The sequence below is a fragment of the Enterobacter sp. BIDMC 29 genome (genome assembly GCF_019378755.1).
GTDB classification, from domain to species: domain Bacteria; phylum Pseudomonadota; class Gammaproteobacteria; order Enterobacterales; family Enterobacteriaceae; genus Enterobacter; species Enterobacter ludwigii.
The window spans coordinates 3013125-3031542 of the sequence record NZ_CP080000.1 but is presented as its reverse complement, the minus strand read 5'-3'; the positions used below and the strand labels follow the sequence as shown (position 1 = coordinate 3031542).

Here is an 18418-nt window from a genome sequence, read left to right as displayed (position 1 = left end):
CCGCTGTCCACTTTCAGCGGAATAACAACATCTTGTGGTGACAGATGAACAGTGGTTATCTGCATTTTCCGGAATTTGATCCGGTCATTTTCTCAATAGGACCTGTTTCGCTTCACTGGTACGGTCTGATGTACCTGGTCGGCTTCATTTTTGCCATGTGGCTTGCTGGCCGTCGCGCCAGTCGTCCCGGCAGTGGCTGGACCAAAAACGAAGTCGAGAACCTGCTGTATGCAGGCTTCCTTGGCGTGTTCCTGGGCGGCCGTATTGGGTATGTTCTGTTCTATAACCTCCCGGTATTCCTGAACGATCCACTCTACCTGTTCCGCGTCTGGGATGGCGGCATGTCCTTCCACGGCGGGCTGATTGGTGTGATCCTGGTGATGGTGATTTTTGCCAAACGCACCAAACGCAACTTCTTCCAGGTGTCAGATTTTATCGCGCCACTGATCCCGTTTGGTCTGGGAGCAGGACGTCTGGGCAACTTTATCAATGGTGAGCTCTGGGGGCGTGTCGACCCGAGTGTCTCCTTTACCATGCTGTTCCCGGGCTCGCGTGCAGAGGACATGGCGCTGCTGCCGTCTCATCCTGAGTGGCAATCCCTGTTCGATACTTACGGTGTTCTGCCGCGCCACATGTCTCAGCTTTACGAGCTGGCGCTGGAAGGTGTGGTGCTGTTTATCATCCTGAATCTGTTTATCCGTAAACCGCGTCCGATGGGGTCTGTCTCCGGTCTGTTCCTGATTGGCTACGGTGCATTCCGTATCATCGTCGAGTTCTTCCGCCAGCCGGATGCACAGTTCACCGGCGAATGGGTACAGTACATCAGCATGGGGCAGATCCTCTCCATTCCGATGATTGTCGCGGGTGTCATTATGATGATTTGGGCGTATCGTCGTCGTCCACAGCAACAACTTTCCTGAGGAACCATGAAACAGTATCTTGAACTGATGAAAAAAGTGCTCGATGAGGGCACGCCGAAAAATGACCGTACCGGTACCGGCACGCTCTCCATTTTTGGCCACCAGATGCGCTTCAATCTGCAGGAAGGTTTTCCGCTGGTGACGACAAAGCGCTGCCACCTGCGCTCGATCATTCATGAACTGCTCTGGTTCCTGCAAGGCGATACCAACGTTGCGTATCTGCATGAAAACAACGTCTCTATCTGGGACGAATGGGCAGATGAAAACGGCAACCTGGGCCCGGTGTACGGTAAGCAGTGGCGCGCATGGCCTACGCCGGATGGCCGCCATATTGACCAGATCACCACCGTGATGAACCAGCTGAAAAACGATCCGGACTCGCGCCGTATTATCGTTTCCGCCTGGAACGTCGGCGAGCTGGACAAAATGGCACTGGCACCGTGCCATGCGTTCTTCCAGTTCTATGTGGCAGACGGTAAGCTCTCCTGCCAGCTCTATCAGCGCTCCTGCGACGTGTTCCTCGGCCTGCCGTTCAACATTGCCAGCTATGCGCTGTTAGTGCATATGATGGCGCAGCAGTGCGATCTGGAAGTGGGCGATTTCGTCTGGACCGGTGGGGATACCCACCTCTACAGCAACCATATGGAACAGACGCATCTCCAGCTGACTCGCGAACCGCGCGCCTTGCCTAAGCTGATTATCAAACGCAAACCGGAATCCATTTTTGATTACCGCTTTGACGATTTTGAGATTGAGGGTTATGACCCTCATCCTGGCATCAAAGCGCCCGTCGCTATCTGAGGCCGTCAATCGTGACATAACCGGTGCTGTTTAGCGCCGGTTTTTTTTCGCCTTCTTCCCGCTTTCCGACGCGTAATCCAGAACGTATGCAACACACTGCAACCGCTTAACTTTCCTTGATAAGGGCTCGTAAAACGGTCATCCGTTGCTCGTCAATTCCAGGCCATTTCGCCACACTCCCGGCATGAAAAAAGAGAACGGTTTTACGCTTATCGAAACCCTGGTGGCTATCTCGCTGGTGGTCATTCTCAGCGCCTCCGGGCTATACGGCTGGGACAACTGGCAACGGCAGCAACGGCTCTGGCAAACCGCCGGGCAGGTGCGTGATTACCTGGTATTTCTGCGTAATGACGCAAACCGGCACAACCGTGACCACCAGGTCACACTGCGACGCGACAGGGGTGTCACCTGTCTGATGAGCGCATTCGTGCAGGGCTGTGATAAGGGCAGTCCGTTTGTATTTATTTCCCTGTGGCCGGAGGTCACGGTAAGTGAAATAACGCCGTTATTTGGCTTCTATGGACTCAGGGATACGGCATGGGCAGGGCGAATACGCCTGCAAAGTCGTGCAGGAGAATGGCTCGTCATTGTCTCGAATGGAGGGCGAATCAGGATGTGCAATGTCACAGGAGAAGGTTCATGTCCCTAAACCAGCAGGGTTTCTCACTGATGGAAGTTCTGATTGCCACGGCGATCAGCAGTCTGTTACTGATAAGCGCCTCGCGCTTTTTACCGGGCTTGCAGCGGGCTGTTTTACAGCAGTCCGGTCAGCGGGAGCTTGAGGAGGAGGTGTGGCAACGCCTTTTATCCCTCGGCAAACAGCTTCAGCGTGCGGGGTATTGCGCCGGAAACTGTGCGGGGCAGGGACTGACGATCGGCAGGCAAGGTCGCTGTGTCATTGTACGGTGGGATGCAAACAGTAACGGTAACTGGGATAGCTCGTCTTCGGAAAACGACAGCACAGGTTTTCGTCTGGAATCAGGTGCACTGGAGACCCAGCATGGGGCGACCTCGTGTGAGGGTAAAGGATGGGAGAAACTCACTGACCCCAACAGGCTTCTCATCCAGCACTTTGTGGTGAGTCAAGTTGAGCATGCGGGGTTTGCCCCCCAGCTGAATATTGAAATGACCGCCCTTCGTCAGGGCGAGCAGGGGGCCCCCTGTCAGGCTTTTTATGGCGTCACGGGGTACAACCTGTGAACCGGCAGCGCGGGATGTCCTCGCTGGCGCTGGTGTTACTTTTACTGGTGTTGGGCACACTGATCCTCACCGGCCTCAATCAGCAGCTGGCCACGTTTAGCGCACTGGTGGGCGGTGAGAGCCGCTCGGTTCAACAGCAGGCATCCGTGCAGTCAGCGCTTGAATGGGGACGCGTTCAGAGCTGGTTATCTGAGCCTGAGATCCAGTGCAAAAAGGTATCGGCATGGCGAGTTTGCCTGCGGCTACTGAATGAAACGCGTGTGCTGCTTATCGCCGGGAGTGATGACCTGCTGCTATGGCGCAGAGGCGAAATCACCGACGGTAAGATCCATTTCTCGTCACACGGCTGGAGTGATTTTTGTCCGCTTAAGGAGAGTACGTTATGCCAGCTGCCGTGAGCAGAGAAAAAGGCTTTAGCATGGTTGAGGTACTACTGGCGATGATGCTGCTGGTGATGATCGTCACGGCACTGTCGGGTTATCAGCGGGCACTGGCGACGCGGTTCTCCATGTTTAATCAGTATCGTCAGCTCTGGCACCATGCCTGGAATCAGTCTCAGCTTTCAACAATTGCTCTCCCGGCAGGCTGGCAGGTCAGTCGGGGGCAGACAACACTCTCTGGATGTGTCAGCATCACGGTTACACTTATTTCTCCTCTGGGGCGGCGCGGCGAGATGACGCGTCTGCATTGCCCGGTTAGCCAGTAGTCGGGAGCGTCTATGTTAAGGGTCTACCACTCAAATCGTCTGGATGTGCTGGAAGCGCTGATGGAATTTATCGTTGAGCGCGAGCGGCTTGACGATCCTTTTGAGCCAGAAATGGTGCTGGTGCAGAGCACCGGTATGGCGCAGTGGCTGCAGATGTCGCTTTCGCGTAAATTCGGCATTGCCGCAAATATCGATTTCCCGCTGCCCGCGAGTTTTATCTGGGAGATGTTTGTCCGCGTGTTGCCGGATATCCCGGAGCAGAGTGCCTTCAACAAGCAAAGCATGAGCTGGAAGCTGATGGCATTGCTGCCGGACATGCTGCAGCATGATGAATTCGTCATGCTGCGCCACTACCTCAATGACGACACCGATAAACGCAAGCTGTTCCAGCTGGCATCGCGCACCGCCGATCTCTATGACCAGTATCTGGTGTATCGCCCGGAATGGCTGACTCGCTGGGAAGCGGGCGAGCGGGTCGACGGGTTACCGGAGGCGCAAGTCTGGCAGGCACCGCTCTGGAAAGCGCTGGTGGAACACACTGAGAAACTCGGCCAGCCGAAGTGGCACCGTGCAAACCTCTACCAGCGGTTTATCTCCATACTGGAAAACAGCGCTGAGCGACCAGCCCGGCTGCCCTCTCGCGTGTTTATCTGCGGCATCTCGGCGCTGCCACCGGTGTATTTGCAGGCGCTGAGTGCGCTGGGTAAACACATCGACATACATATCCTCTTTACCAATCCGTGTCGCCAGTACTGGGGCGACATTCAGGATGAACGCTGGCTTTCGCGGCTGGTGTCTCGCCAGAGACGACGCCTGTTTGAAGAGCGTACCGTGCCACTGTTTAAAGACAGCGCGTCTGCCGCACAGCTATTTGACGAGCACGGCATTCAAAATCTGCCGAACCCGCTGCTTGCCTCTTGGGGAAAGCTGGGCCGTGACTATATTCACATGCTCTCAGACATCACGTCGTCAGGCGAAGGGGATGTGGATGCCTTCGTCGAGATCGCTCCGGATAGCCTGCTGCATAATATCCAGCTCGACATTCTGGATCTCGAAAACCGCGCCGTCATGGGCGTTACGGCGAAAGAATTTGAGCGCAGCGACAGTAAGCGCAAGCTGGACGGCGACGATCGCAGCGTCACGATCCACGTTTGCCACAGCCCGCAGCGCGAGGTTGAAGTCCTTCACGATCAACTGCTGGCGATGCTGCAGGACGATCCTGAGCTGACGCCACGTGACATTGTGGTGATGGTGGCGGATATCGACAGTTACAGTCCCTTTATTCAGGCTGTTTTTGGGAGTGCGACGGGTGAATGCTACCTGCCGTACGCCATTTCTGACCGACGGGCCCGCCAGTCTCATCCGGCCTTGCAGGCCTTTATTACTTTGCTTTCATTATCGGATAGCCGGTTTATCTCCGAAGATGTCCTGGCATTACTGGATGTCCCAGTCCTGGCCGCACGTTTCAATATCAATGAAGAGGGGCTGCGTTACCTTCGTCAGTGGGTTAACGAGTCCGGCGTACGCTGGGGCATTGATGATGACAACGTTCAGGCGTTCGAGCTTCCTCCTACCGGCCAGCACACCTGGCGGTTTGGCCTGACGCGTATGCTGCTGGGCTATGCGATGGAAAGCAGCCAGGGCGAGTGGAATGAAGTCCTGCCCTACGATGAGTCCAGCGGGTTGATCGCTGAGCTGGTTGGTCATTTAGCTTCCCTGCTGATGCAACTTAACCGCTGGCGGCTTGAGTTGATGCAGCCGCGTCCGCTGGATGCGTGGCTCCCGGTTTGCAGGGCATTGCTCAATGATTTCTTCCTGCCGGACAGTGATACCGAAGCCGCTATGGCGCTCATTGAAACGCAGTGGCAGGCAATCGTCGAAGAGGGCGTGAGTTCCCACTATAACGAGGCTATCCCGTTGTCATTGCTGCGCGATGAGCTGACGCAACGGCTCGATCAGGAGCGAATTAGCCAGCGTTTCCTGGCAGGCCCAATCAATATTTGCACCCTGATGCCAATGCGTTCTATCCCGTTCAAAGTGGTGTGCCTGCTCGGAATGAATGACGGTATTTATCCACGCGCCCTGGCGCCGCTTGGTTTTGATCTGATGAGTGCGAACCCAAAGCGGGGCGATCGTAGCCGTCGTGACGATGACCGCTATCTCTTCCTTGAGGCGCTCATTTCGGCTCAACGTCAGCTGTATATCAGCTATATCGGCCGCTCTATCCAGGACAACAGCGAGCGCTTTCCTTCTGTTCTGGTGCAGGAACTGGTGGATTATATCGGGCAGAGCCACTATCTGGCGGGGGATGAAGCCCGTAACTGTGATGAAAGTGCGCAGCGAGTGAAAGCGCATATCACCCGCTTCCATAGCCGCATGCCGTTTGACCCGGTGAACTACGTGGTCAGCGATCATCAGAGCTATGCCCACGAATGGCTGCCTGCGGCAAAAAAAGAAGGGAGAGCGCATACCGATTTCATTCAGGAGCTTGATCCTCGCCCGATAGACACCCTGACCTTTGAACAGCTTCAGCGGTTTTGGGGGCATCCGGTACGCGCTTTCTTCCAGCAACGGTTGCAGGTCAATTTCCGTTCTGAAGAGAGTGAAATTCCTGATGCAGAGCCGTTTACGCTGGAAGGGCTGGAGCGTTATCAGTTAAACCTGCAGCTGCTGAACGCGCTGGTTGAAGAGGAAGATGCCGACAAGCTTTACCGCCGCTACCGTGCTGCGGGGCAGTTACCCTACGGGGCGTTCGGAGAAATTGTCTGGGAGGCGCAGCGCCAGGAGATGGAAGCTCTGGCAGAACGCGTGAGGGAATGCCGGCAACCCGGAACCAGTCTTGAAATCGATCTCAACTGCCAGGGTGTGCAGCTCACGGGCTGGCTAACTCAGGTACAGCCGGATGGGCTCCTGCGCTGGCGTCCTTCCATGCTTAGCGTTTCACAAGGTTTGCAACTCTGGCTCGAACATCTTGTCTACAGTGCTGGCGGCCATAAAGGCGAAAGCCGTATTTTTGTCCGCAAAGAGGGCGAATGGCGCTTTCCACCGATGGACGCAGAGCAGGCGTTACGTTATTTATCCTTGTACGTTGAAGGCTACCTGCGGGGAATGAATAAACCGCTCCTGCTACTGCCCGAGAGCGGTGGCGCCTGGATAAAAGCTTGTTATGACGCACAGAATGATGCCATGTTAACGGATGACGCTTCACTGCAGAAAGCACGGAGTAAATTCATGCAGGCGTATGAAGGTAACATGATGGTGCGCGGCGAAGGTGAGGATGTCTGGTATCAACGTTTATGGCGAACGCTTGAGCCTGAATACTTCGAGGCTATCACGGAAGAAGCACAACGCTACCTGTTACCGTTGTTCAAATTTAATCAGTCCTGAGCACTGTATAAAAATTGCGCAGTATGGGGTGTTCATTTATGATGCACTTCTTATCACGGACTGATGTACCCAAAGAAAGAGATGTTGGTGAGTCCAGCACGCAGTTTGTTAATGATGTAGCCGTGATAAAGAGGTCGTAATGCCAGGCAGCACCTTGTTCAAAGCGTTTGTTTTGTTTGTCGCCCTTTGGGCACCTTTCACTCAGGCAGGCTCCGGTTGGCAACCCATTCAGGAAACTATCCGTAAGAGCGAAAAAGATACCCGTCAGTATCAGGCTATTCGCCTTGATAACGGGATGACTGTGCTGCTGGTTTCCGATCCGCAGGCGGTAAAATCCCTGTCGGCACTGGTGGTGCCGGTTGGGTCGCTGGAAGATCCGGAAGCCCACCCTGGGCTTGCACACTATCTGGAACATATGACGCTTATGGGTTCCAAAAAATACCCACAGCCAGATAGCCTGTCCGAATTTCTCAAAATGCATGGCGGCAGCCACAACGCCAGCACGGCGCCGTACCGTACAGCCTTCTATCTCGAAGTAGAGAATGATGCGCTGGGAGGGGCAGTGGATCGTCTGGCGGATTCTATCGCGGCTCCCCTGCTGGATAAAAAATACGCTGACCGCGAACGCAATGCCGTTAATGCTGAACTGACCCTTGCCCGTACGCGAGACGGGATGCGCATGGCGCAGGTGAGTGCAGAAACCATTAACCCGGCGCACCCGGGATCGCGTTTTTCCGGCGGTAACCTGGAGACGCTGAGCGATAAACCGAACAGCCCGGTGCTGGATGCCCTGCATGCCTTTCGCGATAAATACTACTCCGCCAATCTGATGAAAGCGGTCATCTACAGCAACAAACCGTTGCCTGAGCTGGCAAGCATGGCGGCACAGACGTTTGGCCGGGTACCGAATAAAAATATCGACCTGCCGCAGATAAACGTTCCTGTGGTCACGGACGCGCAAAAAGGGATCGTTATCCACTACGTTCCTGCACTGCCGCGTAAAGTATTACGCGTTGAGTTCCGCATTGATAACAATATGGCGCAGTTTCGCAGCAAAACCGATGAACTGGTCACCTACCTGATTGGCAACCGTAGCCCGGGTACACTTTCTGACTGGCTGCAAAAACAAGGGCTGGTGGAAGGTATTCGTGCCGACTCCGATCCGGTTGTGAACGGCAACAGCGGCGTGCTGGCGATCTCCGCCACCCTGACTGACAAAGGTCTGGCTCATCGTGATGACGTCGTGGCGGCTATCTTCAGCTACCTCTCTTTGCTGCGCGATAAAGGCGTCGATAAACGCTACTTTGATGAACTGGCGCACGTGCTGGATCTCGATTTCCGTTATCCGTCCATTACCCGCGACATGGATTACGTTGAGTGGCTGGCGGATACCATGATCCGTGTGCCGGTGGAACATACCCTCGACGCGGTCAATATTGCCGACCAGTATGACGCCGACGCGGTAAAAGCCCGCCTGGCGATGATGACGCCGCAGAATGCCCGCGTCTGGTATATCAGCCCGAACGAACCGCATAACAAAATGGCCTATTTTGTCGAGGCCCCTTACCAGGTGGATAAAATCAGTGACCAGACCTTCGCCAACTGGCAGAAAAAGGCCGGTGAGATCGCGCTTAAATTGCCGGAGCTGAACCCCTACATTCCGGATGATTTCTCGCTGATTAAAACCGCGAAAGCCTATCCGCACCCGGAACTTATCGTTGATGAGCCGACGCTGCGCGTGGTGTATACGCCAAGCCGCTATTTCGCGAGTGAACCGAAAGCCGATGTGAGCGTGGTTCTGCGTAACCCAAAAGCAATGAACAGCGCTAAAAATCAGGTGATGTTTGCGCTCAATGACTATCTTGCCGGTATTGCACTCGATCAGCTTAGCAATCAGGCGGCCGTCGGCGGGATAAGCTTCTCGACCAACGCCAATAACGGTCTGATGGTCAATGCCAACGGCTACACCCAACGTCTGCCGCAGCTGTTCCAGGCGTTACTGGAAGGTTATTTCAGCTATACCCCGACGGAAGAGCAACTTGAGCAGGCCAAATCCTGGTATGCGCAGATGATGGATTCTGCTGAGAAGGGTAAAGCGTATGACCTGGCGCTCATGCCGACGCAAATGCTTTCGCAAATTCCCTATTTCCAGCGCGAAGATCGCCGGGCGCTGCTGCCCTCTATCACCTTAAAAGATGTGCTGGCGTATCGTGATGCGCTGAAAACGAACACGCGTCCGGAGTTCCTTATCGTCGGAAACATGAGTGACGTACAGGCTAAAACACTGGCAGAAAATGTCCGTACGCAGCTTGGTTCGAAAGGCGACGAGTGGTGCCGCAACCAGGACGTACTGGTTGAGAAAAAACAGAATGTGATTTTTGAAAAGGCGGGTAACAGCACGGATTCTGCCCTGGCCGCTGTGTTTGTACCCACGGGTTATGATGAATTCACCAGTACCGCGCAGAGTGCGGTGCTGGGGCAGATTATTCAGCCGTGGTTCTACAACCAGCTGCGTACAGAAGAGCAGCTTGGTTACGCGGTCTTTGCCTTCTCCATGAACGTGGGTCGCCAGTGGGGGCTGGGCTTCCTGCTGCAAAGCAGTGATAAACAGCCTGCTTATCTCTGGCAGCGTTATCAGGCATTCTTCCCACAGGCGGAAGCGAAGCTGCGGGCGATGAAGCCGGAGGAGTTTGCTCAGATTCAGCAGGCTGTCATCGCGCAGGTGATGCAGCCGCCGCAGACGCTGGGTGAAGAAGCATCACAACTGAGCAAAGATTTTGATCGCGGTAATCTGAAATTTGATTCGCGTGATAAAGTAGTGGCCGAGATAAAACAGCTGACGCCGCAGAAGGTTGCTGATTTCTTCCACCAGGCGGTGGTTAAACCGCAGGGAATGGCGATTCTGTCGCAGGTTTCCGGTAGTCAGAACGGGAAAACGGACTACGTTAACCCGAAAGGCTGGAAGATCTGGAAGAGCGTCAGCGCGCTGCAGCAATCTATGCCCTGGAGTAAGAAAGAATGACCGATACCGCTGAGCCCCTTAATCCCTTACGTTTACCTCTACAGGGTGAACGATTGATTGAAGCCTCAGCGGGAACGGGAAAAACCTTCACCATTGCCGCGCTCTATCTGCGTCTTCTGTTAGGGCTTGGTGGTAACGCCGCTTTTCCACGTCCGTTAAGCGTGGAAGAGCTGCTGGTGGTCACCTTCACCGAGGCCGCTACCGCTGAGCTGCGCGGTCGTATTCGTGCCAATATTCATGAGCTGCGCATCGCCTGCCTGCGCCAGACCACGGATAACCCTCTCTACGCCAGCCTTCTTGAAGAGATTGCAGATAAGCAACAGGCCGCCCAGTGGCTGCTGTTGGCGGAACGGCAGATGGACGAAGCGTCCGTTTTCACCATTCATGGTTTTTGTCAGCGCATGCTGAGCCTGAATGCGTTTGAATCCGGAATGCTGTTTGAACAGCAGCTCATTGAAGATGAATCTGTGCTTCGCTATCAGGCCTGTGCGGATTTCTGGCGTCGCCACTGTTACCCTTTATCGCGCGATATCGCTGAAGCGGTCCATGCGTTGTGGAAAGGTCCCGAAGAGCTTCTTCGCGCTATCGACCGTTATCTTCAGGGCGAAGCGCCGGTTATCAAATCCCCGCCACCTGCAGACGAAACGCTGGCTTCACGTCATGAAAAGATCGTCGGAAAAATTGCTGCGCTCAAGCAACAATGGAATGAGTCTGTCGGTGAGATTGAGGCGATCATCGAAAACTCCGGGATCGACAGACGTAAATTTAACCGCGGCAACCAGGGTAAATGGATCGAGAAGATCAGCGCCTGGGCGCAGGAAGAGACGCGCGGTTATCAGCTTCCGGACGCACTGGAGAAATTCTCGCAGCGTTTTTTGATTGAGCGGACTAAAGCCGACGGCATTGTGCCTGAGCATCCTCTGTTTGTTGCGATTGAATCGCTGCTTGCTGAGCCACTTACGCTCAATGACCTGATGATCACCCGCGCCATGACGGAAATTCGCGAAGCCGTATCACGTGAGAAACGTCGCCGTGGCGAACTGGGTTTTGACGATATGTTGAGCCGCCTTGATGCGGCGCTGTGCAGTGAAAACGGCGAAGCCCTTGCCTGCGCGATCCGTACCCGCTTCCCGGTAGCGATGATTGACGAATTTCAGGATACGGACCCTCAGCAGTACCGTATTTTCCGCCGCATCTGGCGACAACAGCCCGACACCGCGCTGTTGTTAATCGGCGATCCGAAACAGGCCATTTACGCCTTCCGCGGTGCGGATATTTTCACCTACATGAAGGCCCGCAGTGAGGTAGAGGCGCACTATACGCTGGATACCAACTGGCGCTCTTCCCCGGGCATGGTGCAAAGCGTCAATGCGCTGTTTAGCCGCATGGATACGGCGTTTATGTTCCGTGAGATCCCCTTTCAGCCGGTAAAGTTTGCCGCAAAAAATAGCTCGTTGCGTTTCGAATTCAACGGGGTGACGCAGCCAGCCATGAACTTCTGGCTGCTGGACGGTGAAGGCTGTGGCGTCGCGGACTATCAAAATGCCATGGCCCAGCATTGTGCCGCGCAGATCCGTGACTGGCTCAGCGCTGGTGCGCGTGGCGAGGCGCTGTTGTGGAAGGAAAATGAGTCAGCCCCCGTGAAGGCGTCTGATATCACGGTGCTGGTGCGCAGTCGTCAGGAGGCGTCGCTGATCCGCGATGCACTTACCCTGCTGAACATCCCGTCCGTGTACCTCTCAAACCGTGACAGCGTTTTTGAAACCCTGGAAGCACAGGAGATGTTGTGGCTGCTTCAGGCCGTGCTGTCTCCGGAGCGCGAAAGTACGCTTCGCAGCGCACTAGCCAGCGCAATGCTCGGTCTGAACGCCCGTGACATTGATGCACTCAATAATGACGAAGCCGCATGGGATGCGGTCGTCGAAGAGTTCGTTCACTACCGTGAGCGATGGCAGAAGCGCGGTGTGATGGCGATGGTGCGCGAGCTCATGGCGAAGCGACACCTTGCGGAGAATATGCTCGCGACAGCAGGCGGTGAACGCCGTCTGACCGACATTTTACATATCAGTGAGCTGTTGCAGGAGGCGGGCACGCAGCTTGAAAGCGAACATGCTCTGGTGCGTTGGCTGGCGCAACAGATTGCTGACCCAAACAGCAACGCCTCCAGCCAGCAGATGCGTCTTGAGAGTGATAAACATCTGGTACAGATCGTCACGATTCACAAGTCGAAAGGCCTGGAGTATCCGCTGGTCTGGCTGCCGTTTATCGCCAATTACCGCGTGCAGGATCAGGCCTTTTACCACGATCGCGAATCGTTCGACGCGGTGCTCGATCTCAGTAAAGCGGAGTCCAGCGTTGAGCTGGCCGAGGCCGAACGTCTGGCAGAAGATTTACGCCTGCTCTACGTGGCATTGACCCGTTCGGTCTGGCACTGCAGCCTGGGCGTGGCGCCGCTATTCCGCCGTCGTGGCGACAAGTCGGGGGAGAGCGATTTCCACCTGAGCGCGCTGGGGCGACTCATTCAGCTCGGTGAGCCCAAAGATGCTGCCGGATTGCGCCAGTGCATCGAGTCGCTGTGCGGCGAGCATGTTGCCCTGCACATTCCGTCGCCACCCGATAACAGCCGCTGGCAGATGCCGGACTGGCGGGAATCTGAACTGGAAGCCCGGCAGATTCTGCGCACCATTGCCGACGACTGGCGCGTTACCAGCTACTCCGGGTTACAGCAGCACGGGCAGAGCATTGCGCAGGACCTGATGCCAAAGCTGGATATTGATGCCGCCGGAGCCGGTAGCGTACCTGTTGAGCCTGCGCTTACGCCGCATCAATTTCCACGCGGCGCGTCACCGGGAACCTTTTTGCATAGCCTGTTTGAAGAGCTTGATTTTACCCAGCCTGTCTCTGACGAATGGGTCCTGAAGATGTTACAGAGTGGGGGCTATGATGCACAATGGCAGCCGGTCCTCACCGAGTGGATCCGCGCTATTCTGCACGCCCCGCTCACGGCAGAGGGCCTCTCTCTCAGCCAGTTGACCGCCAAAGATAAACAGGTGGAGATGGAGTTTTACCTTCCCATCGCCAGCCCGCTGCGGGCTGACGCGCTTGATGCGGTGATCCGCGAGTATGACCCGTTGTCTGCCGGTTGCCCGCCGCTGAACTTCCGCCAGGTGCAGGGGATGTTAAAAGGCTTTATCGACCTGGTTTTCCGTCACGAAGGGCGCTACTACCTGCTGGATTACAAATCAAACTGGCTGGGTGAGAACAGCGAAGCCTACACCCAGCAGGCGATGGCATCCGCCATGCAAATGCATCGCTACGATCTGCAGTACCAGCTCTACACTCTGGCGCTGCATCGTTATCTGCGCCATCGCATTGCTGACTACCGTTACGAAGAGCACTTTGGTGGGGTGATTTACCTTTTCCTGCGCGGTGTGGATGCGGCTGACCCGCGTTCAGGCATCTTTAGCACACGCCCGCATGCGGCACTGATTGAGAAAATGGATAACTTATTTGCAGCAAACACGGAGGAAGTGACATGACGATGCAGGAATTGTTGCTGGAAGCGGTAGAACAGCGACTACTGCGCCACCTGGACGTACAGTTCGCCATGATGGTGTCAGGTGATGAGCCTGCCGTGATGCTCGCCGCTGCCATCCTGAGTAAAGACGCAGGGGAAGGGCACGTTTGCCTGCCGCTTTCGCGTCTGGCGATGGATGAGAAAATGCCCGCGGCCCTGCAGTCCTGCTTTGCTCTGCTGGGAGAATCCGTGGACTGGCCGACGGTGTTGCACCGTTCGCCTGCCGTCAGCGCAGCCGATAGCCAGACACCCATGATCCTGACGGGCGATCGTTTGTATCTCAACCGACTGTGGCGTAATGAACTGGCGGTCGCGCGTTTTTTCAGCGAGACCAATGCGCCTCTTCCCTGCGATGAAGCCCAACTGCGGCAAACGCTGGATACCTTGTTTACCTCTGTTGAGGCGACTGACTGGCAGAAAGTGGCGGCGGCCGTGGCCTTAACACGGCGGATCTCCGTCATCTCTGGCGGCCCGGGAACCGGTAAAACCACCACCGTGGCCAAACTGCTTGCCGCCCTGATTCAGTTATCAGGTGAGCAAAAGTGCCGTATTCGTCTGGCGGCCCCTACTGGCAAAGCGGCGGCGCGCCTGACCGAGTCGTTAGGTGGTGCGCTGCAGAAGTTGCCACTCACCGGGGAGCAGCTTGCCCTTTTCCCAAACGAAGCCAGCACGCTGCACCGGCTGCTGGGCGCTCAGCCGGGAAGTCAGCGTCTGCGCTATCACGCCGGTAACCCGTTGCATCTGGATGTGCTGGTGGTGGATGAGGCGTCAATGATCGACCTGACGATGATGGCGCGGTTGATTGATGCTCTGCCAGCGCACGCCCGCGTCATTTTCCTGGGCGATCGCGACCAGCTTGCCTCGGTGGAAGCCGGGGCGGTGCTGGGAGATATCTGCACTTATGCAAGCCTGGGATATACCGCTGAACGCGCTGAGGAGCTGTCCCGTCTGACCGGCTGTTCGCTCGCCAGTGAAAACCATTCCCTGGCGGGGGCGCTGCGCGACAGCCTGTGCCTGCTGCAAAAAAGCTACCGTTTCGGCAGCGACTCGGGCATCGGTCAGCTGGCTTCGGCTGTGAACAGAGGCGACCGGCAGACGACCTGTGCGGTATTTGACGGTCAATTCACCGATATCGAGAAAAAATCGCTGCAAACCGGGGAAGAGTATCAGGCGATGCTTGATGACGCCCTGCAGGGGTATCAGCATTTCCTGACGGGTGTACAACAGCAATGCACGCCGGCACAGGCGCTCGCCGCCTTTGGCGAGTATCAGCTACTGTGCGCACTGAGGGAAGGGCCATTTGGCGTAAGCGGTCTGAACGACAGGTTCGAACAGCTCCTGGGCCAGAAACGCAAAATCCACCGCACCCCGCACTCGCGCTGGTATGAGGGACGCCCGGTGATGATCGCCCGCAACGATAGCGCGCTGGGGCTGTTTAACGGGGATATCGGGATTGCCCTCGATCGTGGACTGGGGCTGCGCGTCTGGTTCCAGATGCCGGATGGAAGCGTGAAATCCGTTCAGCCCAGCCGTCTGCCTGAACATGAAACGGCCTGGGCAATGACGGTGCATAAGTCTCAGGGCTCCGAGTTCAACCATGCGGCGCTGATCCTGCCGACACAGCTTTCGCCCGTCATTACCCGCGAACTGATTTATACCGCCATTACGCGCGCGCGTCAGCGCCTGTCGCTGTATGCCGATGAACGTGTGCTGCTACAGGCGATTGCCACCCGCACGGAACGTCGAAGCGGCCTGAGCGCGATATTTGAATCCCTTTAAGCGATAGCCCCCACCGGGTGGTGAGGGCTTCGTATTATCCCAGATCGGCCATCAGCACTTTTGATCGGCGCTGATAGTTGTACATCTCTTTCTTACTCTCCGGCAGTGATTCAATGTCCACCGGTGTAAATCCGCGCTCCTGGAACCAGTGAATGCTGCGCGTAGTCAGCACGAACAGCTTGTTCAGCCCCATCTGACGCGCCTGAGCCGCCACGCGCTCAAGCAGCATTTCACCCCGTGAAGAGCTCCGGTAGTCAGGATGCACCGCCACGCAGGCCATTTCTCCGATCTGCTCTTCCGGGAACGGGTAGAGGGCGGCGCAGGCAATGGTCAGGTTATCGCGCTGAATAATGGTGAATTTGTCGATCTCCATCTCCAGCTGTTCGCGGGAGCGCCGAACCAGAATGCCCTGCTGTTCCAGTGGGCGAATCAGCTCCAGAATTCCGCCGATATCATTGATGGTGGCGCGACGGATCTGCTCCGCGCTCTCCATCACAATCTGGGTGCCGATACCATCGCGGGAGAACAGTTCCTGCAGCAGGGCACCGTCTTCCTGATAGCTGATCAGGTGGCTACGACGCACGCCGCTGCGGCAGGCCTTCACGGCACCGCGCAAAAAACGCACGGTACCCGAGTGGTAATCCCCTTCGGCTTCCAGCGCTTCCACGCGAGCCTGGGCCTCATTCGGGAAGAGCTCTGGCACAATCACCCCTTCATCATTCACGACGCCCTGGGAAGAGCAAAACCCAATCATTTTCTCCGCCTTCAGCTTGATGGCCAACTGAGTGGCAATCTCTTCTGAGGTGAGGTTAAAGCTTTCACCGGTCACGGACACTGCCACAGGCCCCATCAGCACGATGGCACCGCTGTCCAGCTGGCGGTGAATGGCCTCTTCATCGATACGACGAATACGTCCGCTATGGCAATAGTCCACGCCATCGTCCACGCCGAGAGGCTGAGCGATGATAAAATTGCCGCTCACAACGTTGATGTGCGCGCCCTGCAGCGGTGTGTTGTTAAGGCTCATCGACAGGCGAGCGGTAATATCCAGCTGCAGCAAACCCGCCGCCTGTTTCACCAGCTCAAGGGTTTTCGCATCCGTGACGCGGGTATGTTTATGGTAAATCGGCTCGTGGTGATGCGCGGCCAGGTTGGCATCAATCTGCGGGCGCGCGCCATACACTACAACCAGGCGGATCCCGAGGCTGTGCAGCAGGCCAATGTCATTGACGATGCTGGAAAAGTTTTCATGCTCAATGGCTTCGCCGCCGAGCATGATAACAAACGTTTTCCCCCGATGGGCGTTGATATAGGGAACAGAATGGCGGAATCCCTGGACCAGTTCGGTTCTACGTTCCTTCACCATGACACAACCCTTAATGAATGTTTATTCGTAATTTCTGTATTTTTATTCGATTGTGGCCGTGTGTGCAAGCCTAAATTTTCTGCGACCCACAGAAATTGATAAGTAATCCGTGCGTTAGCGTATGAATGTTTACCCTTTTATAGATGACAGTTTATGCGTCATTCGTTAAAGTTTTCGGTCAATTTAGCGATTTTGTAAATCAATCACTTTTCTTGCTCGGGAGAAGCATGTCGGGATCCAATTCAGCAATAAGCCGCCGCCGGTTGTTAAAAGGGGCAGGGGCGATGTGGTTGCTTAGCGTCAGCCAGGTGGGTCTTGCCGCCACCAGTCAGGTGGTGGCGGTGCGCGTCTGGCCGTCGTCGACCTATACACGCGTTACGGTAGAATCCAATCGGGTGCTGAAATATAAGCAATTTGCCCTCAGCAATCCTGAGCGTGTGGTGGTGGATCTCGAAGGTGTTAACCTCAACTCTGTGCTTAAGGGAATGGCGGCGCAGATCCGCGGCGACGATCCGTTTATCAAATCGGCGCGCGTGGGTCAGTTTGATCCGCAAACCGTGCGCATGGTGTTCGAGCTGAAGCAAAACGTTAAACCGCAGCTGTTTGCCCTGGCACCTGTTGCGACGTTTAAAGAGCGTCTGGTCATGGATCTCTACCCGGCGAATGCGACGGATATTCAGGATCCGCTGCTGGCATTACTGGAAGACTACAACCAGGGTAACCTGGAGAAGCAGGTGCCACCGGCCCAGAGCGGTCCGCAGCCCGGAAAAGCAGGGCGCGATCGCCCGATTGTGATCATGCTTGATCCTGGCCATGGCGGCGAAGACTCGGGCGCAGTGGGGAAATATCGCACCCGGGAAAAAGATGTGGTGCTGCAAATCGCCCGCCGGCTGAAGGCGCTGATCGATAAAGAAGGCAATATGCGCGCCTACATGACGCGAAACGAAGATGTCTTTATTCCACTGAAAGTCCGCGTGGCGAAAGCCCAGAAGCAGCGTGCAGACTTGTTCGTCTCGATCCATGCCGATGCGTTTACCAGCCGCCAGCCGAGCGGTTCGTCGGTGTTTGCGCTCTCGACTAAAGGGGCAACCAGCACCGCCGCAAGATTCCTGGCTGACTCTCAGAACGCCTCGGACCTGATTGGCGGCGTGAGCAAAAGTGGCGACCGCTATGTCGATCACACCATGTTTGATATGGTGCAGTCGCTGACCATCACCGACAGCCTGAAATTTGGTAAAGCGGTGCTGGGCAAGCTAGGCAATGTTAATAAGCTGCACAAAAACAGCGTTGAACAGGCCGGGTTCGCGGTGCTGAAGGCCCCGGATATTCCGTCGATTCTGGTCGAGACCGCGTTTATCAGTAACGTGGAAGAGGAGCGTAAGCTCAGGACGGCAAAATTCCAGCAGGAAGTGGCAGAGTCGATTCTGGCAGGGATCCGGGCGTATTTCTCAGATGGGGCGACGCTGGCAAGGCTTGGGTAGTTGAGTGCGCCGGGTAAACGCCCGGCAGTTTCACACACCGCAGATACAAAAAAACACCCTGAAGGGTGTTTATTGTTTTTAGAAGTATTGGTTGCGGGGGCCGGATTTGAACCGACGACCTTCGGGTTATGAGCCCGACGAGCTACCAGGCTGCTCCACCCCGCGTCCGTCTTTCTACT

12 protein-coding genes and 1 tRNA gene are annotated in these 18418 nt (G+C 55.9%); 11 read left to right on the top strand and 2 right to left on the bottom strand.

The annotated features are described in order from the left end of the window. Positions 1-44 precede the first annotated feature (44 nt). From lgt to recD, 10 genes are all read left to right on the top strand, one after another. Positions 45-920 (top strand): prolipoprotein diacylglyceryl transferase, encoded by an 876-nt coding sequence (lgt, locus tag JTA15_RS13185; protein ID WP_014171449.1) that lies wholly within the window; start codon positions 45-47, stop codon positions 918-920. Between the two features lie 6 nt (positions 921-926). Next, on the top strand, positions 927-1721 hold the full coding sequence (gene thyA, locus JTA15_RS13180) for a thymidylate synthase (protein WP_013098550.1): 795 nt from the start codon (positions 927-929) through the stop codon (positions 1719-1721). 184 nt (positions 1722-1905) lie between these two features. Further along, positions 1906-2370 (top strand): prepilin peptidase-dependent protein, encoded by a 465-nt coding sequence (locus tag JTA15_RS13175; protein ID WP_063214020.1) that lies wholly within the window; start codon positions 1906-1908, stop codon positions 2368-2370. Further along, positions 2361-2921, top strand: coding sequence for a prepilin peptidase-dependent protein (locus JTA15_RS13170; RefSeq protein ID WP_219372386.1), 561 nt, complete (start codon positions 2361-2363; stop codon positions 2919-2921). The genes JTA15_RS13175 and JTA15_RS13170 overlap by 10 nt, the downstream gene beginning before the upstream one ends. Continuing rightward, complete coding sequence (locus JTA15_RS13165) at positions 2918-3319, top strand: DUF2509 family protein (RefSeq protein ID WP_219372385.1); 402 nt, start codon at positions 2918-2920, stop codon at positions 3317-3319. The genes JTA15_RS13170 and JTA15_RS13165 overlap by 4 nt, the downstream gene beginning before the upstream one ends. Continuing rightward, positions 3304-3627, top strand: a complete 324-nt coding sequence (locus tag JTA15_RS13160) for a prepilin-type N-terminal cleavage/methylation domain-containing protein (protein WP_014171443.1) — start codon at positions 3304-3306, stop codon at positions 3625-3627. The genes JTA15_RS13165 and JTA15_RS13160 overlap by 16 nt, the downstream gene beginning before the upstream one ends. A gap of 12 nt (positions 3628-3639) precedes the next feature. Continuing rightward, the gene (gene recC / locus JTA15_RS13155) at positions 3640-7014 is read left to right on the top strand and encodes an exodeoxyribonuclease V subunit gamma (RefSeq protein ID WP_219372384.1); all 3375 of its coding nucleotides are present in this window, start codon (positions 3640-3642) and stop codon (positions 7012-7014) included. Between the two features lie 139 nt (positions 7015-7153). Beyond that, positions 7154-10036, top strand: a complete 2883-nt coding sequence (gene ptrA / locus JTA15_RS13150; RefSeq protein ID WP_219372383.1) for a pitrilysin — start codon at positions 7154-7156, stop codon at positions 10034-10036. Further along, positions 10033-13575 (top strand): exodeoxyribonuclease V subunit beta, encoded by a 3543-nt coding sequence (recB, locus tag JTA15_RS13145; protein WP_047956044.1) that lies wholly within the window; start codon positions 10033-10035, stop codon positions 13573-13575. Before ptrA ends, recB begins: the two co-directional genes overlap by 4 nt. After that, entirely contained in the window at positions 13572-15392 is a 1821-nt protein-coding gene (recD, locus tag JTA15_RS13140) for an exodeoxyribonuclease V subunit alpha (protein ID WP_079231712.1), read from the top strand. Before recB ends, recD begins: the two co-directional genes overlap by 4 nt. Positions 15393-15426: 34 nt before the next feature. Here recD and argA read toward each other — a convergent pair whose 3' ends face one another. After that, positions 15427-16758: an amino-acid N-acetyltransferase gene (gene argA, locus JTA15_RS13135; protein WP_020883786.1), complete on the bottom strand. Its 1332-nt coding sequence runs from the start codon at positions 16756-16758 to the stop codon at positions 15427-15429. Positions 16759-16985: 227 nt separating this feature from the next. Here argA and amiC point away from each other — a divergent pair, with 227 nt between their 5' ends. Next, positions 16986-18239, top strand: a complete 1254-nt coding sequence (gene amiC, locus JTA15_RS13130; protein WP_020883787.1) for an N-acetylmuramoyl-L-alanine amidase AmiC — start codon at positions 16986-16988, stop codon at positions 18237-18239. Between the two features lie 88 nt (positions 18240-18327). On the opposite strand, the gene JTA15_RS13125 is transcribed toward amiC, so the two are convergent. Next, a tRNA-Met gene (locus JTA15_RS13125) sits at positions 18328-18404 on the bottom strand. Between the last annotated feature and the right edge of the window lie 14 nt (positions 18405-18418).